This window comes from uncultured Tateyamaria sp., from assembly GCF_947496075.1.
Lineage (GTDB): Bacteria > Pseudomonadota > Alphaproteobacteria > Rhodobacterales > Rhodobacteraceae > Tateyamaria.
In genome coordinates this window covers 682,504-707,047 of the sequence record NZ_CANMBJ010000006.1, presented here as the reverse complement: position 1 = coordinate 707,047, position 24,544 = coordinate 682,504, and the positions used below count along the sequence as shown (strand labels likewise).

The following is a 24,544-nucleotide window of genomic DNA, read 5'->3' as shown; positions in this document are numbered from 1 at the left end:
CAAGGCCTCTCGGGAGACTTGTCGAAACCTGAGGGCATCGCGTTGCTCTCCAATCATGGAGACTTCGTGATGAGGATACTTTCAAAACGTCAGGTGAAGGAGCTTGTTCTGTACTCACCGCAACACATAGCCCGGCTGGAGAAGGCAGGCCAATTCCCCAAGCGGGTACCGCTGGGCCCGAACCGGGTGGGCTGGGTTGAGAGCGAAGTGCTGGACTGGCTTCAAGAACGCTTGGCGCAGCGAGAAGGACCAAACCGACACTCCTGATTTCAGGAGCTGGGTGGCCGGGGTTGCAAACCCGGCCACCCCACGTGCACTTTGAAATGGGCAGAGCAGGATTGGTAAAACTGAATTGAATGTCGAAGAGTTTAAGGAGTGCCTGTTGGCCGCAGATGTGAATCAGGTGGCTCAACACATACTGTCTCGCAATGAAAACTGGTACTTTGATCAGTGCGGCGAAATTGGAGGTGAAACCACCTACGAACTTTTTCGAGATGTCGTTGCAGAGCACGTCGGGGTCCAACGTGAGCAAGTCGCGCTGGTAGGCAGCACCATCTACGGCTTTAGCATGAGTCCAAAAGGCGAGAAGACATTCTCAGCCTTTCATGATGAGTCGGATTTGGATCTCGTGATTGTTTCTGAGACTCTTTTTCGATCTGTCTGGAATGAGCTCGTAGAGGCGTACCACCGAGGCTACAGATGGGTAATGACGCGGCACGCAGATGAAATATTTCGAAAATTTGCCCTATTGGTGAACGATGGAAACTACAAAACGAACGTTCTCCGCAAGAGGGTAAAGTTGCTCGATGGGATCTCTAAGCAAGTCTACTTAAGAACTGGTTCATCGAGACCGCTCAAATACAGAATCTATGAAAGTCAAGAAGCAGCAGTTGCGTACCACGCAAGTGGCTTAGCAAAGATCAAGAGGAAGTTAGAAAATGACTCTTAATCAGGTCATACAACCTGGACGCCCAACCATTACAGAGCTTCTAGAGAATTTGAGAAACGAAACATTCTTCGTTGATGACTCATTTCAGCGGCGACTGGTGTGGACAGAACGACAAAAAGCAAGACTGATTCAAACCGTCTTGATGGGATATCCGATGCCGGAAGTCTACCTCTGGCAGCAACCAGCTAATCCCGAAACCGGGAAACAACGACATAGCATTGTCGATGGGCAGCAACGCCTCACAACACTATTGCAATTCACTGCAAACGAATGGTCGCTGCAAACGAAATATCTGGACGAAGTTGACGGATGGGGAATCTACAAAGATCGGTCATGGAAGGACTTAGATGCAGATTCAAAAAAAGGATTTTGGGAGTACGTAATTAATGTACGCACCATTCCCTCCCATATTACCGATAAACAAATTACAGATGTATTCAAAAGACTCAACGAAACGGACAAATCACTTAACCCGCAGGAACTGAGAAACGCTGGGTTTAATGGACAGTTCATCAAAGCTGCAGAGGCAATTACCGAGCTACCCGAGTTCGAGGAGCTGCAGATATTTCGAGACAGTCAAGTTAGGAGAATGGCTGACATCGAGTTTACCAGTAGTTTGCTGATGTTTTTGCGCAAGGGCTTAGTAGAAGAAAACACTAAATCAATTAACGAGATCTATGATTTATACAATGACGAGTACCCCGAAGCTAAAGACGATATATCAAAGGTTCAGTCGTTTCTCGAACGGGCTTCAAAGAGCTACCTTGTCGATCCGGAAACTCGGAAATTTTTCGCGAGACCAATCCATCTGTTCACATTGTTTTGTGTAGATCAAATGCTGGTGGAACGAGACTTGTCGCTTGATGGAATGCCAAAGCGACTTGATATTTTTGTTACAGAGTACCAGTCTGAAGACACAGATCAGGATATCGAAAACTACCGTAGCGGCTCAACCTCCAGAACTCGCAGTAGGTCGAGCCGAAACGCTCGAATCAAAGCTCTATTCGCAAAGCTGACTTGAGAGTCAGTGGCGCGAACATATTGTGAACATCCGCCCTGTACGCTAAACAAGGTTGCACCAGATTCCGCAACCTGTTGTATATGCGTCTAGGAGGACCCGCTACATGCTGACATCTTTGGAACTGTGTGCGGGAGCTGGAGGTCAGGCGCTTGGACTTGAGAAAGCAGAGTTCCGCCATCAAGCTTTGGTGGAGATCGACAAGCACTGTTGCAACACGCTTCGACACAACCGCCCCAAGTGGAACGTCTTAGAGGAGGACATGCGTCTCTTCAAAGAGGACGCAGCCCAATATCAAGGCACAGACCTTCTAGCGGGCGGCCTACCATGCCCTCCGTTCTCTAAGGCTGGCAAACAGTTGGGTCAGCAAGATGAGCGCAACCTCTTTGACGACGCAATAGACATCATTGATGTCGTACGCCCGCGTGCAATCATGATCGAGAACGTTCGCGGCTTCTTGGACGCCGTTTTTGAGGACTACCGCCTCCACCTCAAGAAACAGCTGAAAAAACTTGGGTATCACTCTGAGCCAAAACTTCTGAACGCGTCCGACTACGGCGTGCCGCAGCTGCGACCTCGCGTTGTTATAATTGCAATCGAAGAAAGCCGGATAGAACACTTTGACTGGCCACAGCCATCGAAGCGAAAGCCCAAAACAGTCGGCCAAACTTTGAAGCGAATGATGTCAGAGAACGGATGGCATGGTGTTGATGCGTGGGTGAAGCATGCAAATGAGATAGCGCCCACAATCGTCGGCGGTAGCAAGAAACATGGTGGTCCAGACCTCGGACCAACTCGCGCCCGCAAGGCCTGGGCATCACTTGGTGTGGAGGGACGAACGATCGCACCGGAAGCTCCGGGAAGAGATCATGTCGGTATGCCGCGCCTCACCGTTCCCATGGTGGCAAAACTTCAGGGTTTTCCGGACAGCTGGCACTTCACTGGCGCAAAAACCAACGCGTACAGACAAGTTGGCAACGCATTCCCCCCGCCAGTCGCCGCAGCCGTTGGCAAGCAACTGCATAGCGCGCTTACAACCAGGACCCTGTACGCGGTAGCGTAGCAGCCTGGAAACGCCGGCCTTTTCAATCATTTAGACTCCACATCCCAAGCGAATGGCGTCAATGATGCAACATGAAGATGTTGCCGTCAGTGGTGGTACCAGGTCATCCAGACTTCGAAGAACTGAACAGAATTCGTGACGGCATATTCGCTATCGCCGGTGGCAATACCGAAATTCAAGATGCGTTTCCGCAAGCTGTACGCGACGCCATCGACTTCGTGCTGGATCCAATCCGAACCGGACGTACCGAAATTCGAGAACTGGACAACGTCGAAAAGACCTTTGTTGGGTTGAAGATCGAACACTACGTGCGCGACATTCTGGGTGCCCCAAAGGGCATTCGTGACTTAGTCATCGGAAGTCGCGACGTTGATATCAAAAATACGCTCGATAACAGCTGGATGATCCCACCTGAGACATACCGTGACGAGGGCCCGTGCCTTGTGATCAACTCAAAAGAAGATGAAAGCCGATGCTGGATGGGCGTAATCCTGGCTCGCGAGTCTTATCTGAATGCACCCAACAGAGACGGAAAGCGTGGTGTGAAATCAGGAGCGGTCGAAAACGTACTTTGGTTGGTGGAAGGTGCCGGTTATCCACCCTCCGTTTGGCGTGCCTTCGATATGGCGGCCTTCCGCGAGCTCAGGAAAGTGCAGCCAGGTACCGCCCGAGCCGCTGAGTTCTTCAGACAAAACTTAGAGAAACCGGTACCACGGGAGGTGGTGGAAGCGCTCTTGTTTGATCAAGATGATCCCATGAAACGCCTGAGGAAGAACCAAGGAGCGCGTGGTGTGCTTGGCCCAGAAGGTATCGCTCTGTTGTCCGACACCTTTGGAAACGGCGTGCTTCAAGAGCTCGATAGAGGCAAACTTCCACCACGGACTTTCATGGCGATAGCCCCCCGCAATGATCGAGAACGAAAGACGTTGATGCAGATTGGTGCAATTGAGGAATGACCCCATATCCCCACAGGTTCAGAAGCTAGCTGCCTAGCGATACTGGTAGCCGCTTCTTGAAGATATGATGGGCACGGTAACCAAGTATGACGCATATCTTGGGTGGGTGTCGCGCACAGTAGGCCAACTCAAAGATCAGAAGTCTGTCAAGCATGTTGCATGCGAAACTGTTGCCCAATTGGGAAATCCCACCTCACAAACGGTAGATCGGAACCCGTTTTGGCCTGTCGGAAGTAGCTCTCGAAATTGCCGCTCACGCGCAGCACTCGTAAAAACCCAAAGTACGATCAGGTTGCTGTTCAGACCGTAGTGCTGTGCGTGGAGTTTGCGCTCCAGTACCTCGCGATATTGCTCCACAGACCGCTGGAGCGACTTCCGGGCAGCTGTTGACCGGACCGGTTCGGTACCTCGATCCACCTCCAACGCAAAAGCTCGATAGCCATCTTGATACTTGATGGCAAAAATCTGGTCTGGAACGACCTTACCCTGTTTCAAGGGGATAGCCGCAGAGACATCGTTTATTCTCAGAATCCGGGCTGCTTCAATGTACTCTAGACCGGAACGCCTCGCGTATATTTCTAACGCGCTCGACACAGACGACACCCAGTAGGTGTGCCACCAGTGACCGGTCTGTCGCGCATGTCGTTCCAACGTCTTGTGGTAGCTGAGATATTCGCTGCCTTTGGTGGCCAGATCATACACAAACGGGTTGAACTCAGCTTTGGCAATCTGACGTTGCTGCACAGGCAGGTGCAAGTATCCAGCTTCTCGCAGCACCTGCATTCGACGCAAGGACGTGTCTTTGCAGCGATGTGTGTCGCGGGTCAGTTCGTAGAGAAACTGGCTTGATTGGGGTCCATGGCGATCAATGTGAGCCAACCAACGCAATTCGCGTTGTGTGGGCGTCAGATTGGCTGAGACGTTTGCTTTGGAGCGGGTCATGACCGGCAACATGCCCTCCGCTACAACTCCGGCGAAGGTTTTGTTGGATCATCTTCATCGTTTTCTGGCGGGGTGATTTCCGGTTCTTCCGGTTCTGGTTCGCTATGTTCGTCCTTGGTCCCTGCCGGTTCAGCGTAGTGGTCACGGCTGTGTTGCATGATAGCCGCACGCTCTTCTTTTGTGGTGCGCGGGCGTTTCTCCAGTTCGAAGAACGGAAAGGCAATTGGCACTGCTCGGTCCGTGATGCCACGCAGGAATGCCACAAATGACCCTTTGGGCTGCTGCTGGATCATTTCGGCAGGAGCATGCATCTGGCTTGAGAGCGTTCGTGCATCACGCGTAGAAACGCCACCGGCCAATTTGATCGAGGTATTGGCTTCAAAGGCTTCCTGCAAACCGCTGGCCAACTGCCCGAGATACTGGTGTGCCATCACCATCCCAACTCTGTACTTGCGCGCCTGAGACAGGATCGTGCTGATGTTGGCGTCGAAATAGTCTTGGGCTTCATCAATGTATACGATGGCCGGAAGACGGTCTCTAGGCGGCAACACAGCGCGTTCCTGGGCTGCTTGTGCAATCAAGGCGATAAAGAACCGTCCGAAGATCTCAGTGCCTTGATCCTTCAGCAAGGACTTGCTGGTATTGATCAGGATCAGCTTTCCGGCGTTGAGTTCGGTGAACATGTCGAACTTCGACTGCGGATTGGCAAACATCCGCTCGAAGGTTTGGTTCTCGAGCACTCCATACAACCTGCGCAGCACTTGCGTTTTGGTCGCGGTGAATTCCTTGCTGTCGAATTCGGTTTCAAAGAACCGTCGCGGCGTGCCCTCAAGCTGTTCGATGTATTCCCGGTACTTCTCAGTGCCGCCAGTTTCCAACAAGTCTTGTAGCGTGTGGATAGTCGCGTTTGGGATATGGAACATGAGCCGGGTCACGTATCGGAAAACAACACTTTGCTTGGCCGTCATGCCCGCAGACAAGAGCGAGCCCAATACGAAGTCATAGAGCTCAATGATGGAGTTTGTCAGGCGTTCGCGTTCGAGGTCTGAGTAGCCCTTGAGCCGCTCGGCACCGACTGAGAACAGATTGAGGCAAACCGGATAGGCAATGTCTTCTGGATTGATAAGAACGATGTCTTCGGACTCCAGCACTTTGGCTTTGAGGATGGTGTTGATGAGATCCCCTTGACTGTCGATGACCACCACGGATTTGTCACCAGCGGCCACATCTGCCAGATCGTGTGCTATCAGGTACTGCAAGGTTTGGGTTTTGCCGTGCCCGCTGCCCGCCACGATGTGGGTGTGTTCGAACCGAAGCTCTTCGGGTATGGCAAACGGGGTCTTCAGTGCAAACAAGTCTGCCAGAAGCGTGCCTGAGAGGTAGGTGGCGACGGCGTCGTCACCTTTGTACTCTGACGGATAAACGGGGTTCGTCCGGTGGGTTTGGCGCAGGTTGTAGTCCAGTCGCTCACGCAATGATTTGAAGTGGTTGTATCCGGTGTCCTCAAAGAACGGAGCCACAACTGCTTCAATGTTTGGTCCAAGCGGCGTCAGAAATTGCGACATTGGCACCAAGACATCTCCGTTCATCGGTGGCGCAGCATTGGCAATTGGTGCCAACGCTTCTGAAATTGTATCCAGGGCCGAGAGGAGCATGTGCCGGTCGTTGCGCGCTTGACCCAGTCGCGCCAGAAGATCGCGGTACCGCCCGCCTTCAACCGTATTGCACAGGGCCGGAAGGGGCGGGATATCCGGGTTCAAGCCCTCTGCCGCAATCAGAGCCCGACCTGCTTCGAGAAGCTGTTCAGAAAGCACGTTTGGTGTTTGTGTTGACCAAGCCGCTGACAAACGCGCGTTGACCTCGTCTTCAGACAAGTGCACCTGGCCAGCTTGCGCGTGGCGATAGAGCTGCATGGTTTCTTCGTACGCCAACCGCTCCAACCGCGTAGGACTTTCATACCACAAGCGAATGCCGACATAGGCAGCGATACCAATCAAGAATAGTGGCGTGATGATGGCGGCGGCAAACAGCAACCCAAGCACAATTAAGGCAGTGCCGATGAGACCAAAGGCCAACTCGGCGACATCACGTCCCATCAGAGCTCAACCACAAAATCATCGCCGATCTCAGCGTTGTCGCTGATCCAGAGTTTCAGCTGCGCCAAGGTTTCCAAAAGTGCGTCCTGATATCGCTTGGCAGCCGATGGATCAGCCAACAAAAACCGGTCGGTTTTGCCATTGAGAATGTCACGGACCTGAAGTTCGAACGGTTCATCGTGATCATCAACTTTGGCCGTCGCGGGCCTTCTGGTCATCAGCTTCGTTCGGGTCAGATTCCGCTGTCGAATGATCTGGGTTTCCTCATGAGAAAAGAGGACGGACACAGAAACCTCAATGAACGTCTTTTTGAACAACAACCCAACTTGTTTGTTCGTGTGACGGACATTGATACGCATCAGGAACTGCTCGGAAGCATGGGGTTGTAGACATCCGGATGGGAACGGGTGGGCGGTACCAGGGCGCTAGAGGGAGCATCGTTTGGGCGAGCAGACTTCACCAGCAAGAAGCAGGTGAAGTCATCAGGGGAAATTCGGCTTTTCGGTACCCTATGTACATCAATGAGCTGCCCTGATCCACATGCATTACCCCCATGCGGGTTGGGGGTCTGTATGGGGGTCACGTTACCGACGCTTTGGCTTGCAGTTCGCGCTGGTACTCAACGGCGGGACCTTTGTTTTTGAAGGCCTTGCCACCGACCACAAAATGGCCATCTCGGCACACAATTTCTGTCTTGAATGCATCAGAACCGACTGCGACTTCGAAACTGGAATCGTTCGCTGCATCACTTAGTTTGGCATCGCTATTGACGCCGAACTGGCTGACGTATCGCTCCGCCGCCGCGCGGCTGGAAAAGGTCATAGTGCCATATGAAAAGACACCGTCTGCTTCGATGATTTCTTTCTTCGTCGGAGCTTCAGCAATGACCTGTTTTGGTTCCTCGGCTTCCGTCTCCGCGATGGCAGGTGGCATCCCTGGGGTAGCGTCAGTCGACGCAGCGAGGTCTTTATCCTCAAGGGCTTGAGGATCAGTTACGCTGTCTCCGACAGACACGTCTTTGATCTCTTCAACTCGACGCAGGTTCTCGATCTCAACTGCTTCATCCGGTAACTGCGGTGATGCCTTCTGCTCCTCTGCTTTAGGTACCGGTATGACCTCAACTTCCAAGTGTTCCATAGCGTCCGGCCCAGGCAAGACATCGCCCACCAAAACCTCGTGTGGCAGAGTGGTTTCTTGATGGTCCTGTGCTGAAGTTGTGATCGCAGTTTCCGGTTCAGACGACATAGTTGAAGGTGTTGTCTCATCATCAGTCGGTATTCTATCGGCATAGGTCGGACCGTCACGGACATCAGTGGTTGTGTCTCGGTCGGATGCATCGAGCGCCGCATCAACTGCGGCCTTCGCAAGCCTGGCTGCATAGCTCGATTGCGACTGGTATTTGCTGAAGTTCAAAGCTTCTTGCACCAATTCAAGTTGCTGACGAGAGACACTCAAAGAGAGCTGCGCGTATTCAGCACAGTCAACTGATGCGCGACCCATTTGGGCACCGGCAAGACAAGACGAGCCATACATCGCAATCATCAACCCAGGAAATGCGCAGACGATCAGTGCTAGGAAGCCAGGCATGGCATTAGTCAATAACGCGATCCCGGCTATTCCTCCGCCGATTGCCATTAACGTCCCAACCGCCGAAATGATCTGGGCAGTCATTTCGAGCCTATTGAACGTACCACGTGCCGCTTCATATGAACGCATCTTGTAATCCCCCTTAAACAATGCAGGAAATTTGCCAAGTGACGCTCTTTGGAGTCAAATGTTTTTTGGCTTTTCGATTGCTTCCCACATCTGGTCAGACAAGTGCAATTGGTCAGGGCCCAATACGGTCGCGTAAATCGCGGTAGTTTCCATTGAAGCGTGTCCCATCCATCGTTGCAGCATATGCAGTGGAATACCTGCCACGGTTGCCCGCGCGCCAAAGGCATGTCGTAGTCCCTTCGGGCACGCTTTTGGTCCGTCAATCTTGGCTTGTGCCATCAGGTGCTTGATCCAACGATACGCTGTTATGCGCGGTACCGGCGACAATCGATCACCCCAATCCAGCCCCCCCCTTCCAAGTCCAGCGACATAAAAGCCAGAGCGAGTTCGGCAGGAATAGGAATTTCTCGCACAGCCCGTTTCTGTCGTTTTTTGAGTGAGAGCACCGACAACACACGAGCGTCCGCCTGAATACTGTCCCTGCGGAGGCAGCAAGCTTCCGAAAGCCGCATACCCGTATATGCAAGGGTGAGCGCGAACAGCCGGACCATTTCTGGCGCGTCGTTCGCGGCATGCAGAAATCGGTCCACCTCGGTTGAGTTGAGATACAAACGCTCGCTTTGAGCGCTATATAGGCGCATCATGTTGACTGGTGAATTGGACATAGTGGATGGGCCCTAAACCACTGCCTCAAAAACGTTGATGCAGAATTGGTAATTCTGCATCAGACGCGTTTTGCGTATACATTTCAGGGGATTATCGATGGATCAGGTTTCTTTTTCTTACACTTATTTGGGCGCATTGCCTCCTAAGTCATTGCTAACCAATACAGTGTACAGAATTACCAATTTTGTATCAGTCATCCACAGGGGATAGCGCGGATCACAACCGGCAAGGGCCAGAGAAGCACCTGTCAATCTGTGAGGGGACTGATGAAGATTTTTGCGAGAAAACCACTATGCATGTGCGCTACATTGATTGTGGGGCTTGCCTGTTCTGGCTGTGCTGCCCCGGTCTTAATGGCGACCACGGCTGTCACCGCTGGCGCATCAGCCACGGCGGTGGGACAACACCAGCCAGAAGGATCACCACTGCGCGAATTCTCTGACGGTGTCCGGCAGGCGGTGACCGGCAAACCGACCCCAACCTCAGCCGAACGCGCCTGCTACAATCGGGTGCGCCAACAGGCATACAGCCAAGGGCTTAATCCGGCTCAGGCATCAGCGCGGGTGCAAAGCCAATGCTAGGTTTTTTGTCAGTGTCCAAGAATGTTGCGGCTGCAGTCCTGGCTGCCACAATTGCGCTTGGTTCAGTGGCGTATGCGGAGAACCCACCAGCAGTGGAACAAGCCCTCGCAGACCTCAATCTGTATGCCGCATATAACGACCGGGGAAACCGCAACTACGATGTGTATTTTCAACACTCTGTCGCAGACTGTGTTCTGACGACCGAGCACTACCGGATACGCGTCTCGAACAACGCCTATGGCGGCGGGTTTTTTACCGAGATTGACATCACATACAGCGAGCTGCCCTTGCGCGCATACGATTTCAGCAAAAGCGCTTTCTCTGGCAGTCAGGTGAAATATGTGCTGACCAAGGGGAACGAGGGGTTGGTATCAAAAGGTGTGTTTGGAAAGAAAGACGCTCGTGTGGAATACCTAGCTGACTTTGCGCACCATCTGATAACCGACGGCATTCGCTCGAGCGCCTGGGATGGCAACCGTGGCTTCAATCCCGGTACGAAGGTTGCTCGCTCGGGCTTCGTCGATGTGGCTCCGGAAGAGGCCAAGCTTGACCTTCCCGAGGCCATAACAGCATTTGATCGTTTGGTGAATGCCTGCAAAGCGCAATAGGACGGCTTCGCCAAGCTGATGCCAATGACAACCAGACCATTGATAGACAGCTTGAAGGGCTTCAGCGCTTTTATAGGGTGTACGGGGATTCCGCTTGTCTCACCATTTTTCGATTGAATTGTGTGCATCGGTGGTAAGGTATTCATCAGATGTCGTTGGACAGATGTTGAACCTTGCAGCAATGCGGCAATGAACTGACTCAGCTTGGTGCTGTTTGCGGAACCTGGCAAAAGCCGGTACGAGAAGAGATCGGAACAAAAAGTGAGCAGACTGAGAAATGGCCAAGATCAATCTGGAGAAAATGTCACTGAAAGAGCTGAGTCAGCTTCGAAGTGACGTGGGTGCCGCGATTATTGTTGCAAGAAAAACCGAGCGCAAAGACGCTTTGGCTGCAGCCCAGAAAGCCGCCGCAGAATTTGGCTTTACACTCGCCGAGTTAATGGATGGCTCGAAGAAGCCAAAACGAGTTGGGGCACCATCTCAACCGAAGTACCAACATCCCGAAAACCCGAGTGTGACGTGGACAGGAAAGGGTCGCCAACCAGGCTGGATTAAAGATGGCCTGGCCTCGGGCAAAGCGCTCAAGGACTACCTCATCAAGTAGCTTCAAAAGCTCTCGTCCTCTCCGATTATTTTCGGGCAACGAAAAAAGCGCCCCGTTGGTTGGGCGCTTTTCTTCTCTTCTACCCTAGGGCAGTCGCCAGTTTATTTGGCGGGCCGTGGATGACTTCCTCGGCCAATGCCAAGGCGTCGAAGACAATCATGTTGCGCGGCTCCGTTTCAAAGAAGCGGCGCTTCTTCTCGGGCAGGTACCCGATCAGGTCAGGGTGCCGCTGCACCGCACTTTCCGCCTCTTCATACTTCGATTGGAAGACGCGCGGCCGGGATACTGCAACATCAAGAACATAGTTGTGGCTGGCTAGCTCAGCAACTGATGCGATGAGCCGCTTTGAACGACTGCCCTTTCGACAGTTCTGGTCGCACTTCTCGGTTACAACCACATCAGGCTTCAGTGTGTTGATTAGTTCCTGGACGAAGGCAACCATATCGGTGGCCTTGCCCGAGACGGTCGTGGTTACCGCCCAATCAAGCAGCTGGGTGCCCTCAAGGAACACATAGCCGACACGTCCGGAAGAAACCGCCAGTGACAGAACCTTATGCGCAGCCATGATCGTTGCTTTCCGCCAATCGACGCTTCATGCGCGCCAGAGATCCCGGGCGATTAAAGGTGCTCATGGCTTTGCGACCAGGTGCCGGAAGCGTTGAGAGCCGGGTTGTCAAGTGTTGCTTTCGCTCGGCCATCACTTCTGCCAAAAAGCTTTCGAAGGAACGACCATAAACGAGCGACAGATCGATGATCTCGATCAGGCTGGGACGGCGCTTGCCGTGCTCGAGCTGTGAGACCACCGTCTGATGCGTATCAAGAAGATGTGCCAGATCATCTTGGGTGTAGCCCGCTTTCTTGCGTGCCAGGCGCAAGTCGAGGGCAAATTGAGAACTCATAGTGTTGTACTTACTGATTAAATCCTCGTGGTGAGGACACTCAGTCTATGTTGCCAAGGAGTCTGCCTCTAGCAGGCAAGATATGGTCTGACGTTATAGGTTCGGCGGGATCGCGTTTTGCAGGACGAACGTTTCGTGCAGTGTGGGTGCTTGGCACCGGACCCCTGATGGGTCCGGCAACCAGCGAACATTCGCAACTGCGCGTTTGTCTCTGCCAATACGAAAGAACAGGGCTCAGCAACATCTCGCGACTGATGCTTCTAAGCCCCGGAGAGCGGCTGAACTAGCCGAGGCTGGAAACCTAGTATACGCGCCTCAAACATAATTCTTTCAGTGCAGGACAGATTGGACCACTTGGCAAGTGGTGGAGGCTGGCTGGCAAACAACAACACGTTTACACCAAAAAGCTACTGCGCTAACTTCGACCAGAAGTTGCCAAAAGTAATTTGCCATCTGAGGTACTGACAATGTCAATTGTTCTTGATCCCGGCAGTGCGCCGAGGGTCGATCTTTTAAACTCAACTAAACACAATGAAAAAAACAACTTGGACGCCGACAGCGATGGATCAAAGCTTCAGCTACCCTTTACAGATGCGAAGTACCACGTAATCCGAAAAAGTTCACAAGCAGAAACGACGTTCTTGGCCGGAATTTTTGGGGCTAGAGCTTCGCAGAGCTTTGCGAGCGTGGTTCATGAGGTAAGAAGATACAACAAGATAAAAAGCACAACTGGTGAAACTATTAACGTTGGAGTCGCGGTGCGTATGATCGCCGCTACATCTGAATTGAATCTGGGGTTTGAACTCACCATCCCGAATCTTGCTGCAGCCGGCCAACTAAACAATACGGAAGCATTTGCGGCGATAAATGTTGTTGGATTCAACTTTTCGCTAGGGGACCTTTTGGTTGAACCAGGAAATCTTGATGTCGAAAGCTTTGTTGAGTTGGAACAATCTTTCTCGCGGTTGCAAAAGTTCATCTTTAGTACCGACGCCGAGCAGCACTATGCTCCGATGGCAATTGAATATGTGTCATAAGAACGCTAAAGTAGGTCATCGATCAATAAAGATAGCCTTTGGAATATTGTGATCCCAAAGTGCTTACTAACTTGCTTTTTTCGAGTAAGATAATCAACTTGCTCTGCTGTCAGATTTTCGTAGTTAAATAGTTGACAGGATAAGCTTGTAGTGAAGGCAACAGGTCTTCCTGCAACGGAGATTTCCGACGCATAAAACAAAAAACAGTCGTCATTCTCACCGTCAATGAGTGCCGAGAAACATTCGAATTTGTTGTCAAGGAAATCTACGTAGGCTGCAGTTTCAAGCGCTCTATCTACCACCAACTCTCCTGGATAAGAGTCTAGTTGGCCAGCTTCTATATTGAGGCTCTCTGATACTTGATCCAAGAAGCGTGGCGCCTTAGATATGTTTGGTAGAGGACTCTTGACAACAAACACACCGTCATCTTCGGCTAATGCAGCCTCTGGTACACCACACATTGAGGTTGGGTTGAGCGTCTCAATCGATCCGTCTCTCTTTAGTAATATCAAGCTTCCTAAAGTTGCGTCTTCCGGCGCTGCCGCGATAGGATAATATCCAGACTTTATAAGCGTCCACTCTAGCTCATCTGATGAAATCTGGCGATAAATTGATAGACACACCAATGCAAGTGCGATGAGGAACAAAGAAAGTGCAAGTGTCCATAGCCGCAATGATGATAACTGCTTTTGCAATTTCGTTTACTGGATGCAGCAGCTACCCTTGCCACATGGAACATATCCCTGCGGACAAGCTACTGCTGGAGTCGTAGTTGAGATGATAATTGCAGCTGCAATTACGAGTAGTAATTTCATTTTAGCCTCCATATACCAAAGTTGCAACGAGCAACGAGGTAACAACGAGCGCGAAGCAAGATATGACAATGTTGTAGTTCTTGTACTTTCGGGAATTTTCGGCTTCATGAGCCAAAAGCTCATCCAGTTTCGCAATTCTGTCTTTCTGCGTCCTTTCAGTATTTGAAAAAATTTCTCGGGCCTTAGTCCACTTTTCAGCTCTAATTTCAATTTCTGACTTCATTCTGTCGGAAATGCCATTCAAAAGAAATTCCTCGACAAACTCAGCCGCACTTCTTTCTTTGCTTGTTCGGAAAAGGCGGTCTTCTAGGGCGATTGCTGTTCTTGGGAACTTATTGGTACGACGGCGTGCATCTTCTCGCCCGCGGTGAATCAAGGAAATTATCTCTTTCCGAGTGCTCTCAGTAACCTCGTTCAGGTGACTGACGTAATTACTTAAGTAATCTAATTTCTCCTCTCGTGACGGCCCAGGTAGGCGAAATATAGGCAACTTTTTTGAGATTTCATTGGGATCACTCAATCCAACTTTCTGGCGGATGCTGGCATTCTCTACTATATCAAGAAGCTTTGCAGCACCTCCAACCGCATTGGATATCGAGATTGTTCCAGCAGGTGATTCATTTAGAACTTCATTTAAGTTAGCTGCAGCCATGAAGTGAAAAACACCCTCGTCGTCCTGTGCTATATGTTCCTCTAACGAAACAGGAAGTTGGATGCCACTCAAACCCCACACGTCTACTAGAGCTCCGACAAAGTTTGTTAGCTTCACACCACTGCTAAGGCCAAGTGACTTGTATTTATTTCTTAATCCGTGACGGCAAGGACTCACGTCAGCCCAACTCGTTTCCCATGCACTCTGACCACTACCGGATGCAGAAACAATAGCAAACCTTCGACCAGCAGACCTTGCCTCTGCGCCGAGGTCTATTGCCTCCACGGCCAACGCTTCACCTGCCATGGAATCATCTTCGCCTTTTATAGCCGCGTTTGCGTTGCAGCAATCAAGGATAACCGTTGTGTTCGGTGCATCGATTTTTCTAAGTTGGCTGAAGATGTCCAATTCTACATCGATACAATAATCGACTTGTCCTTCACGTGCTCTTTCCTTCGTTGCATTTTTTGTGGGTACGACAAAGGAATCCACAGTTTTCTCACCAGATGTCTTGTTAGCAATCAGACCATGTCCGGTTACATAAATAATCAGATCGTTCTTAGCGTCCTTACATGCTTGGATCTCATTGGCTACAAGCGCTCGGGCCTTAGAAGCAGTTTTATCTTCAAATGATGATATGTCGCTTTCTACTACCGCTTGCGCTCCAGCTCTTTTGAATGTTAAAAGTTCACGCAATATGCGGAAGTTGTTCTCAGCACTAGAAAGTGGCGGGATATCGCTATCCTCGCCGTACGAGTTAAAACCAAGCATGAGTACTTTAGTAGCCATCAGTTTTTTTGAAAATGCCGAATCAAAACGTGGGCTTAGTTTACAGCAACGATCTGTGTTTCGATAGTAATTATGACAATTCTGGAGCCATCACACTCGTTGCGAGATGTGAAGTTTGGCCGCTTGGTAGCTATGCCGAGAGTGCATCTTACCATACCCTGAGCGTTAGTCTGCGGGTGAATTTGTATCCGTCATTCACCGATGAAAACTGCAGTCATCGGCTTAGCCTTTCACCGGTATCAAGGCTCGGCGCCGTTTGTGTGCGTGTCCCTTACGGTTGCTCCATGAATTTTCCTGTCGCGGCCTTGTTGGGCTTCAGCTGCAAGAAAAGCCGCCCGAATTCGGGCGACACACATCAATACTCCGAGGCCAACATTATCGTTAACACTCTGTGCGTACAGCCGTCATTGGCTGGGTTCTCCGAACCCTGCTGCAGCGAGAGATCGTAGTAGTCGATTTTAAAGAAGACATTCTCGCCATGCAGATCAACCGCTCCAAAGTCATGCTCTCCCCACGGGTCGTTATCGTTTGAGAAGTCAGCGAACTCTCGTACAGCATTGACCGCCGATACGGCAAACTCCCCACCTTTAGCCTGAATGCCTTGCGTGAGCAGGATGGAACCGCGTCCCAATCCTTCGATGCGGAAGCGATCATTAAGCTCACGGATACGCTGATGGTTTGGTCCTTCGGGCCGCGACCACACAAGCTTGGTTTCACTTTCACACTGGTTACAGTGTTCGTGGTCGAACACCTGCTCCAATTCCCACATCCCTCTATCCGGGTTCCAGCACGCCCACGCGTTTTTCACAACGCGCTCCGACCCGCAGGTCTGACAACGTGGTATTGAACCAATGTCACCAGCCAAGTCTTCTTGCAGTATTCCCATAGTTCATCTCCTTTCGGTCGGATGTGTCCGAGCGGAATTGCTCCGGCACATCCGACGAAGGTCGATGAAAGAACTGTCTGGAGGCATTGTGCGGTAGCCAGTGCAAAACCACTAGCAGTCAAGATATGCTCTTAGATTATGACCAATATCTTGGCTGCTAGTGCTATCGGTTCAGTCATCGATACTTGGGCGATGCACACCCCAATCATCGGTCTCGCGTTTCGCCGGTATCAAGACCCGGCACCGTTTGGCATAGAAACGCGCGAGCGCCTGCTGCACAGTTATGTGATCGGACAAACCGGTACAGGAAAAACCACCCTGCTCCAGAATTTGGCTTGGCAGGATGCCCAGGTCGGAAACGGGTTCTGCTTAATCGACCCCCATGGCGACCTGGCCGAGAGCCTGCATCACCACATCGAAAGACCTCACCTGTACTGGGACTTGGCCGATCCCGACTGCCGCCTTGGATACAACCCACTCAAACGTGTCGCTGAACTATACCGCCCACTTGTTGCATCAGGCCTGATTGAGACGCTTAAGAAGCAATGGCCGGATGCTTGGGGCGCGAGGATGGAGCACTTGCTACGTCATGCCGTGCTTGCTCTTATGGAGCAACCCGCTGCAGACCTGCGCGACCTCATGCGCCTCTTTGTATACAAAGGCTATCGTCGCCAAATTACAGAAAGTATCACCGACCCCCAGGTCCGCTTTTTCTGGAAACACGAGTTTCCATCGTTGAACTATCAAACCAGCGCTGACGGTGTATCACCGATTGCCAACAAGTTGGGCGCGTTCCTCGCGCATCCGGCAGTCCGCACGGCCCTATGTGAACCACAAGAGCCGTTGAGCTTTCGGTCCATCATGGACAGCGGTCAGGTCTTGATTGTGAACCTGGCCAAAGGACGCCTTGGTACTGACGTTTCGAACGTGATGGGCGGATTAATCACCTCCAGTATCATGCAGGCAGCATTCACTCGCCACGGCGTTCCAGCAGTCGCTCGAAGCCCGTTCTTCCTCTATGTTGATGAGTTCCACAACCTAACCACCAAAACATTCACCGGAATGCTATCTGAGGCGCGGAAGTACGGCCTCGGGTTGATCTTAGCCCACCAACACCTTTCTCAGATTGAACACGATGTGCGTGATGCAATCGTTGGAAACGTCGGCAACCAGATCGTGTTTCGCGTCGGGGCTAGCGACGCACCGTTCTTCGAACGGCAAATGCCTATCTTCTCAGCCTTCGATTTTCAGAACCAACCAAACCACCGTGCCAATGCTTTGCTCACCCATCGCGGTGAACGTTTGCAGCCGTTCACCGCGTCGATGTATCCGCCGTATCACGGGAGGGCATAAGTTGGCTGCTAGCTTAGAATCCTGTCCACTCGCAAACTAGAGACATGAACAGAGACGATCACTTGATGCGATATTTGGACCACTGTTTGCTAGTCCATGAACGCTTGGTGCGGGAAGGCAAATGGCTGTGGCCGGATTCGCCAAAAATAGAGGATGTGATAGAGTCTGAGGACATTAACTCAGATCCATGATCCCGTGCTTTGGCTACGTGCGGGTCTCTACCCTCAAACAGGGGGAAGGTGCGTCCCTTGAGGCCCAGAAAGACGCCATCATGGGATTTGCGAGTCACAACAACCTCCAGGTTGTTGAGTGGTTCGAGGAACAAGAAACTGCTCGCAAGAAAGGCCGTCCCGTCTTTGATCGAATGACAAGGGATCTTCAGGCTGGAAAAGCCCAAGGGGTCATTGTGCATCGTCTCGATCGGACCGCTCGCAACTTTGGTGACTGGGCAACGATCTCCGAGCTCGCAGATCAGGGCGTCAAAGTCTTCTGTGCAGGCGACAACATCGATTTTGATAGCCGCAGTGGTCGTTTGATGGCTGACATTCAAATGGTGTTGGCTACCGACTACTCGCGAAATCTCAGTATCGAGGTGAAGAAAGGCCAGTCTCAACGCCTTAAGCAAGGCTATTGGCCCTGGCGAGCACCACTGGGCTATATCGACATGGGAGAGGGAGAACTAAAGGTTCCGTGCCCGAAGAAGGCTCCGTTGGTGAAAGAACTGTTCAGGCTCTATCTTTCCGGCGAGCACTCCATCACGAGCTTGACTGGGGCAATGCGCCAGCGCGGTCTCACCGGATACTACGACCGCCGCCTGGCTCGTCGGAACGTCGAAGCCATTTTGCGCAATCCATACTTCTGCGGCCAACTGGTCAGCAAACAGGGAGTCTTCAAAGGCAAACACATACCGCTCGTTTCAGTCCGCGACTTCAATCGAGTGCAGGCCGTCAAATCCGCTCGGCACGTGAAGAAGGCAACCAAGCACGTATACAAGTTCCGGAATACATTCACCTGCGGTCACTGCAACACAACACTCACCGGTGAGCGTCAGAAAGCCCACATTTACTACCGCTGCCATACCAAGGGGTGCCCGGCACGAAGCATCCGAGAGGATCGCCTAGATGATGCCGTTCAACAGGGGCTAGCAGAGTTCCAATGGACAGAAGAGCAAACCAGTGTGTTTAGACAGTCTTTGGAGGGCTATGACCTGTTCAAGCAGCAGGAAGAATTGCGTGGGTCTCTCAATCTTCGCGTTGCAGACATCCAAACGAGGCAGACACGCCTGACGGACCTATTCATTGACGGCAAACTTGCTGAAGCTGAGTTCAACATGCGCGACCAGCAGCTGAAACTGGATCTGGAGCAGATCGATGAAGAAAGAGAGCAGCTGGCGCGCACTATGCAAGAAATGGGTGATGTCGAAAGCTTGCTTGAGTTCGTTTCAAATGTGTCCAACTTGTACCGTGTTGCCACGGACCAAGAAGCCAGGGCATTGCTACGGAAAATTTACAGCATACGTTTGATTGTGGACGGGCAGCTGCAATTGACTGCACGGGAGATGCACCCGGTTCAGCAAACACATGCCAGTATTGTAGGTACCACTACATCGAGAGGATAGGGATCATCGGCTCACGGTACCCACGTCAGGCAATGAGCCAGCGAAAAAAGTTGAAACGCAAAGTGCGGCTCAATAGAGCTGTTTTTTCGTTTTTGCCTTAATAGCAGCAACAACGCCAAAACGCGCAGCTCACAACAACGGCGATCTATGCGGGCGACGTTGGCAAGGAAGAGCAAGACATCGCAGCTCGGATGTGGGGGAAGCTCCCGCGTCGTGCAACACGCCCTCGTCATCACCTTCCAACTTGCAGAGGTGGTCGTCACGGCCCGATTGTTCCGACTTTCCTAGTCGCTCCGCCTCCTTCGAGCGCCACTACAATTCGAATGGCCGAGATCTGGGTCAAACTGACCGAAATCGTTTTCAAAGGTCTGCGCGACGCGCTGAAAAACGTCAATATCGGGGACCGACTCGACCGTTTCGCGGCACCATCCGCCCAATTCCAACCATCTGCATGATCGCAAACGCCGCTCAAATCAAAAAAATCACTTGATCAATTGGCCCAACCACGCGACCGTTGCGTCAGGTGACACACCAAACGGGGAAAGTCCTTTTTAAGCTTCCCCAGGTAAACACCGGGGGAAATTTAAATGAATCTTGCACGTTTATTTTCCGTGCTCGTTTTTACATCTATTGCAGGCTGTACGACCACGGTAAATGACCAATACCAGTACGAAGGGATTGGCGTTGACCTTTACACGCCGGAGATGCCTCAGGATAGTAATGCGCTTGCACTATATTTAGTTGAGCTTTGCATTCAGGCGGGCATGGGTTCGGTCGATGAAGAGAAGCGCGCCTGCGACCGATCATTGGGACCGGCTGAATACCCCCTACTGACATTCACTGGCTTTAACGATATTGATCAGCGCTGCGATCGCTACATCGCCTGGATCGACCGCATCCGTACCGAACGTTTAGTGTCACGCCGGGGTTTGAACGCAACCCAAGTCTTTCTGGGCGGTGTCCTGGGTACAAGTGGTGCGAGCGGCGAAACGTTGGCCTATGTCACCCAAGTTTTTGGGTTTGCCAATTCGATCTACGACGCGCAGACGACGACCGTTTTGTCTGCACTGGAACCATCAACGATCAAGACGGTCGTCTTTGAGCGCCGCACAGCATTCCGCCAGGCAGCCAGTAACGCCAAGATCAGCTCGCGCCCCGAGATGATCAACGCCCTGCGCAACTACCTGCGCATCTGCACGCCGCAAACGATCCTGCTGAACGTCAACGAATTCAGCCGCGGCGCGGTCACAGGCAACACCCCGGACCTTGCGAGGGAAGCACAGGAGCAGTTCGCAGCAGCAAAGCCATTGGTGGCAGCTGATCCAGGCAATCGGATCAATCCGAGAATTGAGGCACCAGGCCGCGCGGAATGCTCAGACTTCGGCCTGTTGTTTGCCTCTGGATTTGCGCCCGGACGAGGATGCGAAGTCATTCGACGCGCGCAAACTCTTCTTTGCGTCGACACGCCAACCGGTACCGTTGGGCCTAAAACCCGTTCAGCAGTTCGGATTTTCGAAACTGTCGCGGCTGGGACCAAACCGGGGGCCGTTTCGATCGACGGTCGTATCAGCCAATCTGAATGGGATATACTCGGTAGTACGGGATGCAAAGCAGAGGATCTGGGAACTTTCCGCAACTACCTTGAGCTTGGAGTGTATAAGGGGAATTCCTCGGAACAGGGGCTACTCATACAGGCAATCAATGCAAGCGTCACTGACGGCACACCACTTCCCGCCGACACCACATTTGGCAGCACTACTTTCCGGGCGAAGCTGGACTCCTACGCCAAGAAAGAAACACCTACTGTTGAAGGAGCGGCCCCGGCGCAAGTCACTCCAGAATTGTTTGCTATTGTTTCAGAAGGGTAGTTCACTATGGTCCAAGTTTTTGTAATGCCGTCGTTTGGTGGGATGATTACAACCCGCCCGCGTATTTACAGAGATGCAAATGACGATGAGCATCTTATCAATCTCATCTTTGAAAAGAGCCTAGTAGTTGTCGAAGAAGGAGCTGTAGCAGTCAATGGGCGGGTCCCGGTTACTTCGTACAAATTGATTGGGGCCGATCCCGTTGAAGGATGGATCGAAGAAAGCTTTTTGATCCAGTCAGTAGATGACGCCGCAATCGCGGGCCTGCTTAACGGCTTTGACGAAGCCCATTTCGTGCCTGAATGCTGCACCTATCAGCTGCGGGCTTCTACAGGTGCAACGCCGCCGTCGTTCGGTGTTTCGGCGGATTACATGATTGCTCTTGCAATCATTCTCACGGAGTTAAAACCTGAGAATTTCAACAAGGTTCCCGGTTTGACAGGTCCCTACCAGGTATCCCCAGTTGAATGGGCGGCCTTCGCCGCGGCGCACCCCGAAGCGCCCCTTGGTCCATTTCGGCGCTTCTTGTCTTTTCCGCAGCTGCGTTATGCGGTTTGGAAAAGCACGCTCGACTATGACGCGATCACCGCAATGCTGACAGCTGATGATCTGACCGAGGTGGATCAGGTTTTTGTCCCTTCATTTCTGAACCTGCTGCACGCGTGGCTGTTGGGCGTGGATGCCGCAATTCATGTCGACGCGATCCACCGCGAAGGGGACCCAAATGTTGCCTTGGAAGAGGCTTTGAAGGCGAGCAACACCGCCTTGCCCAAAGAAAAGCAGATTGACGTTGATGCTGCTATGCAGGCCGTCGGACGCGTGATCAAACACGGGGACTTGCTAACAATCGACAGCTTTGTCGAACAAACGGCTAATGCACTAAATAAGGCGCTGAAATCTGCCTTTTCAAAAATCAAGAAACACGCAAGCAGCTATCTTGCAAAAGTACCATCAACGGACGCGCCATGGATGACAGTGGCTGAACAACAAAAGACGCGCTGGGGTGGCCAAAGTGAAACGACAGATGATGGGCGGGCCATGGTCCGCGAGTACTTTGCGTCCATTGGAATAGATAACGATGGCACATCTGCCTGGTGCGGTGCATTCGCAGGGCATTGCTTGGTTCAGTCAGGCAACGAAAAGCTGGCTGAAAGTCTGACAAATTTGCCAGCAAGGGCCGCTGACTGGGTAAACTGGGGGGACACCGAGTTCCTCTCGTCCGACCCCAAGATCCCTGAAGGCGCAGTCGTTGTGTTGCACCCTACTGCTGGGTCTACCGCATCAGGTCATGTGACGTTTTTCAAAAGGCGTATACCAGGATCGAAAAAAATCGAGTGTCTGGGCGGAAATCAGAGCGACACCTGCAAGGTCAGTACTTACCCAGTGTCACGCATACGTGCCGTTCGGTGGATGAATGTGGATCCGACACCGCACCAAAACGCGCTTTCCGACTACGCATCCGGCGATGCCGTCCTCGTCGTTGCTCTAACCCTATGGGGCGAAGCGCGCGGCGAACCCAGCCGGAAAGGACGCGAAGCTGTGGCCAACGTTATTGCCAACCGCGTGGCCGACGACCGCCAACGCTTTGGTTCGGGGCACAAGGGCGTGTGCCTGAAACCCTGGCAGTTCTCGTGCTGGAACGCGGGTGATAACAACCTTCAGAAGATGCGCGCCGTGCAAGACAACCCAGACGCCGAATTTGAGGAATGCATGGATATCGCGGACCAAATGTTCTTAGGTTCGTTGCCTGATCACACGGGCGGTGCGCAGTACTACCACGCAAATTATGTCATGCCCAAATGGGCCCGGCACCCCAACGCTGAGGTCAGCGCTGTGATTGGCAACCACATCTTTTACACCGGCGTACCTTGAATTGTTCCCATCACGGCCGCGGCTTGCAGCACTGCTTCGGCAAAGTCCGCCGCTGCGAGGTCCGCATCAGTAAACTTCGCAGCCAGACTGGTCTTGCCGAAAAAGCGATTGGACGGCGCCATTCTGAGGTCGCTTGTCGCAACGTTGAGATAGAACGTTTAGTTCGCCGCGCCTTGTTCATAACGAAACCCGTACAAGACTATCGTCCGACAATTAGCTTGCCTTTCGCGCTAAATCCGTTCCACGCGCCCTGTTCAACCTTGATTTACCTTGTGGCGGCGAGCCAACCGACGGGTCGGTATGTCGAATGCCAGAGGAGCAATGAAGAATTTCTGTGCGGGTAAAATGTGAATTCGCTGCAATTGTGTGAACGTCGGCTTGAGGTAACAGAAACTCTTCGTTGATCAAACTTTTATAGTAACATGCACGATGAGATAGACTCGGAATAATATTCGAATGAGGCGCGCCTTGCTGCTATAATCTCTGAGCGATCCATATTATCCCACTTAAATTCACGGAGCGAACCAATGAAGCATTTTCCCTCGCTTATTATCGCTGGCGTCGCGATTTTGGCTGCCTGGATTTCTTTTGGCATAGGATTTGATAACGTCAACCTCACAGGGCTTGGCGTGACAGATATAGGTCAGAAGTTTCTTACTATCACCTTTGTTGCTCTGTTTATTGAGCGTGCGATTGAGATCATCGTGAACACAAATCACGGTTCAGAGGAGGCCCATTTGACTGATGAAGTCATGGTCACACGTATCGCCAAGGAAAATGCAGCCAAGGCTGTGGCAGCGGCGCGAGCTAATGGTGCAGATGAACAAGAGGCGCAAGCGGCTTTTGTATCTGCGTTTGCTGCACACCAGGAAATGGTTTCGGAAGCGGCAAAGAAATTGAGGCCGTTAAAGAACAGGAAAGCCTTCACCGCGACTCTCGCAAGCGTGACGATTAGCGCCTTTGCAGCGGTGATCGGCTTTCGGATATTTGGACAATTTATCGAGGGGGACTTTGCGGCTGCGATCAAAAATGAAACACAACAGTCTTGGTTCTCTGCTCTGGATATCCTGATCACGACGTTGGTATTGGCCGGCGGGGCTGATGGTTTGCACAACACCATCGGACAATACTTGAAGCGCCAAGGCGAGCTGACTAACGGAGCATAATTAATCTGAGCTCATAATCCAGCGCAGTGATCGCCAATAGAAGCGATGTACTTCTTAAACGCGCAAGTAAGAAATTGTGCATCGAGTTGCGTGCGCGAAAAACAACCGCCCCCTTCACGTCCAGTCCTGCAAGGCTGCAAACGGTCTTGCCCAGATCTATGCCCAAAACTTTGGTATCCATCAAAATGCTCCTCATTTCACCTATGCCCGCAACAATAGCTGCAGTTTGGTGGGAAGGCAGTTCATCGCATTAGGTCAGGGTTCACGTTCCCGAATCCGAGCAGCCACAAATGATTTGAAGCAGAACGCTTTTTGGGTCGAGATGTCGCGCCATGCTAAAAACTGGATGGCGACTATACGAAGCCTTAGCAGTCGACCTGTCCGGTTGCC

At 52.0% G+C, this 24,544-nt stretch carries 28 protein-coding genes; 15 read left to right on the top strand and 13 right to left on the bottom strand.

The features are described from left to right. Positions 1-69: 69 nt before the first annotated feature. The 5 genes from Q1A51_RS22260 to Q1A51_RS22240 all read left to right on the top strand — a co-directional run bounded on the left by Q1A51_RS22260 (position 70) and on the right by Q1A51_RS22240 (position 3,986). Entirely contained in the window at positions 70-267 is a 198-nt protein-coding gene (locus tag Q1A51_RS22260) for an AlpA family phage regulatory protein (RefSeq protein ID WP_299602598.1), read from the top strand. A 115-nt stretch (positions 268-382) separates the two neighbouring features. Next, a complete protein-coding gene (locus Q1A51_RS22255) occupies positions 383-949 on the top strand; it encodes a hypothetical protein (protein ID WP_299602595.1) in 567 nt (188 codons plus the stop codon). Further along, the gene (locus Q1A51_RS22250; protein WP_299602592.1) at positions 939-1,970 is read left to right on the top strand and encodes a DUF262 domain-containing protein; all 1,032 of its coding nucleotides are present in this window, start codon (positions 939-941) and stop codon (positions 1,968-1,970) included. Before Q1A51_RS22255 ends, Q1A51_RS22250 begins: the two co-directional genes overlap by 11 nt. 103 nt (positions 1,971-2,073) lie before the next feature. Further along, a complete protein-coding gene (locus tag Q1A51_RS22245) occupies positions 2,074-3,030 on the top strand; it encodes a DNA cytosine methyltransferase (RefSeq protein ID WP_299602588.1) in 957 nt (318 codons plus the stop codon). 71 nt (positions 3,031-3,101) lie between these two features. Next, entirely contained in the window at positions 3,102-3,986 is an 885-nt protein-coding gene (locus Q1A51_RS22240; protein ID WP_299602586.1) for a NaeI family type II restriction endonuclease, read from the top strand. Between the two features lie 135 nt (positions 3,987-4,121). Here the strand turns inward: Q1A51_RS22240 and Q1A51_RS22235 are convergent, their stop codons facing one another. The 6 genes from Q1A51_RS22235 to Q1A51_RS22215 all read right to left on the bottom strand — a co-directional run bounded on the left by Q1A51_RS22235 (position 4,122) and on the right by Q1A51_RS22215 (position 9,405). Beyond that, positions 4,122-4,928 (bottom strand): replication-relaxation family protein, encoded by an 807-nt coding sequence (locus Q1A51_RS22235; protein WP_299602583.1) that lies wholly within the window; start codon positions 4,926-4,928, stop codon positions 4,122-4,124. Between the two features lie 20 nt (positions 4,929-4,948). After that, entirely contained in the window at positions 4,949-7,024 is a 2,076-nt protein-coding gene (locus tag Q1A51_RS22230) for a type IV secretion system DNA-binding domain-containing protein (protein ID WP_299602580.1), read from the bottom strand. Next, the gene (locus Q1A51_RS22225; RefSeq protein WP_299602578.1) at positions 7,024-7,242 is read right to left on the bottom strand and encodes a hypothetical protein; all 219 of its coding nucleotides are present in this window, start codon (positions 7,240-7,242) and stop codon (positions 7,024-7,026) included. The genes Q1A51_RS22230 and Q1A51_RS22225 overlap by 1 nt, the downstream gene beginning before the upstream one ends. Positions 7,243-7,603: 361 nt before the next feature. Then, complete coding sequence (locus tag Q1A51_RS22220; protein WP_299602576.1) at positions 7,604-8,695, bottom strand: hypothetical protein; 1,092 nt, start codon at positions 8,693-8,695, stop codon at positions 7,604-7,606. A gap of 99 nt (positions 8,696-8,794) precedes the next feature. Beyond that, positions 8,795-9,019 carry a tyrosine-type recombinase/integrase gene (locus Q1A51_RS24390; protein WP_366870268.1) on the bottom strand — a complete coding sequence of 75 codons (225 nt, stop codon included), beginning with the start codon at positions 9,017-9,019 and terminating at the stop codon, positions 8,795-8,797. 26 nt (positions 9,020-9,045) lie between these two features. Continuing rightward, positions 9,046-9,405 carry a tyrosine-type recombinase/integrase gene (locus Q1A51_RS22215; protein WP_299671525.1) on the bottom strand — a complete coding sequence of 120 codons (360 nt, stop codon included), beginning with the start codon at positions 9,403-9,405 and terminating at the stop codon, positions 9,046-9,048. A gap of 297 nt (positions 9,406-9,702) precedes the next feature. Between Q1A51_RS22215 and Q1A51_RS22210 the strand changes: the two genes are divergently transcribed. From Q1A51_RS22210 to Q1A51_RS22200, 3 genes are all read left to right on the top strand, one after another. Further along, positions 9,703-9,987, top strand: a complete 285-nt coding sequence (locus Q1A51_RS22210; protein ID WP_299602574.1) for a hypothetical protein — start codon at positions 9,703-9,705, stop codon at positions 9,985-9,987. 11 nt (positions 9,988-9,998) lie between these two features. Then, on the top strand, positions 9,999-10,595 hold the full coding sequence (locus Q1A51_RS22205) for a hypothetical protein (protein ID WP_299602572.1): 597 nt from the start codon (positions 9,999-10,001) through the stop codon (positions 10,593-10,595). Between the two features lie 277 nt (positions 10,596-10,872). Continuing rightward, positions 10,873-11,199 carry an H-NS histone family protein gene (locus tag Q1A51_RS22200; RefSeq protein WP_299602570.1) on the top strand — a complete coding sequence of 109 codons (327 nt, stop codon included), beginning with the start codon at positions 10,873-10,875 and terminating at the stop codon, positions 11,197-11,199. A gap of 79 nt (positions 11,200-11,278) precedes the next feature. On the opposite strand, the gene Q1A51_RS22195 is transcribed toward Q1A51_RS22200, so the two are convergent. Both Q1A51_RS22195 and Q1A51_RS22190 read right to left on the bottom strand, forming a co-directional pair. Next, complete coding sequence (locus Q1A51_RS22195) at positions 11,279-11,764, bottom strand: hypothetical protein (protein WP_299602567.1); 486 nt, start codon at positions 11,762-11,764, stop codon at positions 11,279-11,281. Next, positions 11,751-12,098: a helix-turn-helix transcriptional regulator gene (locus tag Q1A51_RS22190; protein WP_299602564.1), complete on the bottom strand. Its 348-nt coding sequence runs from the start codon at positions 12,096-12,098 to the stop codon at positions 11,751-11,753. Before Q1A51_RS22190 ends, Q1A51_RS22195 begins: the two co-directional genes overlap by 14 nt. Before the next feature lie 467 nt (positions 12,099-12,565). Between Q1A51_RS22190 and Q1A51_RS22185 the strand changes: the two genes are divergently transcribed. Then, positions 12,566-13,135 (top strand): hypothetical protein, encoded by a 570-nt coding sequence (locus Q1A51_RS22185; RefSeq protein WP_299602561.1) that lies wholly within the window; start codon positions 12,566-12,568, stop codon positions 13,133-13,135. A 5-nt stretch (positions 13,136-13,140) separates the two neighbouring features. On the opposite strand, the gene Q1A51_RS22180 is transcribed toward Q1A51_RS22185, so the two are convergent. The 3 genes from Q1A51_RS22180 to Q1A51_RS22170 all read right to left on the bottom strand — a co-directional run bounded on the left by Q1A51_RS22180 (position 13,141) and on the right by Q1A51_RS22170 (position 16,277). Beyond that, positions 13,141-13,782 (bottom strand): hypothetical protein, encoded by a 642-nt coding sequence (locus tag Q1A51_RS22180; RefSeq protein WP_299602558.1) that lies wholly within the window; start codon positions 13,780-13,782, stop codon positions 13,141-13,143. Between the two features lie 169 nt (positions 13,783-13,951). Further along, positions 13,952-15,391, bottom strand: a complete 1,440-nt coding sequence (locus Q1A51_RS22175) for a caspase family protein (RefSeq protein WP_299602555.1) — start codon at positions 15,389-15,391, stop codon at positions 13,952-13,954. Positions 15,392-15,746: 355 nt separating this feature from the next. Then, the gene (locus Q1A51_RS22170; protein ID WP_299602552.1) at positions 15,747-16,277 is read right to left on the bottom strand and encodes a DUF3768 domain-containing protein; all 531 of its coding nucleotides are present in this window, start codon (positions 16,275-16,277) and stop codon (positions 15,747-15,749) included. Positions 16,278-16,415: 138 nt separating this feature from the next. Between Q1A51_RS22170 and Q1A51_RS22165 the strand changes: the two genes are divergently transcribed. From Q1A51_RS22165 to Q1A51_RS22145, 5 genes are all read left to right on the top strand, one after another. After that, a complete protein-coding gene (locus Q1A51_RS22165; protein ID WP_299602549.1) occupies positions 16,416-17,630 on the top strand; it encodes a TraM recognition domain-containing protein in 1,215 nt (404 codons plus the stop codon). A 187-nt stretch (positions 17,631-17,817) separates the two neighbouring features. Continuing rightward, positions 17,818-19,248, top strand: coding sequence for a recombinase family protein (locus Q1A51_RS22160; RefSeq protein WP_299602547.1), 1,431 nt, complete (start codon positions 17,818-17,820; stop codon positions 19,246-19,248). Positions 19,249-19,571: 323 nt separating this feature from the next. Then, complete coding sequence (locus tag Q1A51_RS22155) at positions 19,572-19,703, top strand: hypothetical protein (RefSeq protein WP_299602545.1); 132 nt, start codon at positions 19,572-19,574, stop codon at positions 19,701-19,703. 132 nt (positions 19,704-19,835) lie between these two features. After that, a complete protein-coding gene (locus Q1A51_RS22150; RefSeq protein WP_299602544.1) occupies positions 19,836-21,116 on the top strand; it encodes a hypothetical protein in 1,281 nt (426 codons plus the stop codon). A gap of 42 nt (positions 21,117-21,158) precedes the next feature. After that, positions 21,159-22,988, top strand: coding sequence for a cell wall hydrolase (locus Q1A51_RS22145; protein ID WP_299602541.1), 1,830 nt, complete (start codon positions 21,159-21,161; stop codon positions 22,986-22,988). On the opposite strand, the gene Q1A51_RS22140 is transcribed toward Q1A51_RS22145, so the two are convergent. Beyond that, positions 22,970-23,110 carry a hypothetical protein gene (locus Q1A51_RS22140; protein ID WP_299602538.1) on the bottom strand — a complete coding sequence of 47 codons (141 nt, stop codon included), beginning with the start codon at positions 23,108-23,110 and terminating at the stop codon, positions 22,970-22,972. The two genes, Q1A51_RS22145 and Q1A51_RS22140, sit on opposite strands and share 19 nt — an antisense overlap. 405 nt (positions 23,111-23,515) lie before the next feature. Here Q1A51_RS22140 and Q1A51_RS22135 point away from each other — a divergent pair, with 405 nt between their 5' ends. Next, positions 23,516-24,154: a hypothetical protein gene (locus tag Q1A51_RS22135; protein WP_299602535.1), complete on the top strand. Its 639-nt coding sequence runs from the start codon at positions 23,516-23,518 to the stop codon at positions 24,152-24,154. Here the strand turns inward: Q1A51_RS22135 and Q1A51_RS22130 are convergent. After that, a complete protein-coding gene (locus Q1A51_RS22130; RefSeq protein WP_299602533.1) occupies positions 24,141-24,335 on the bottom strand; it encodes a hypothetical protein in 195 nt (64 codons plus the stop codon). The genes Q1A51_RS22135 and Q1A51_RS22130 overlap by 14 nt on opposite strands. Between the last annotated feature and the right edge of the window lie 209 nt (positions 24,336-24,544).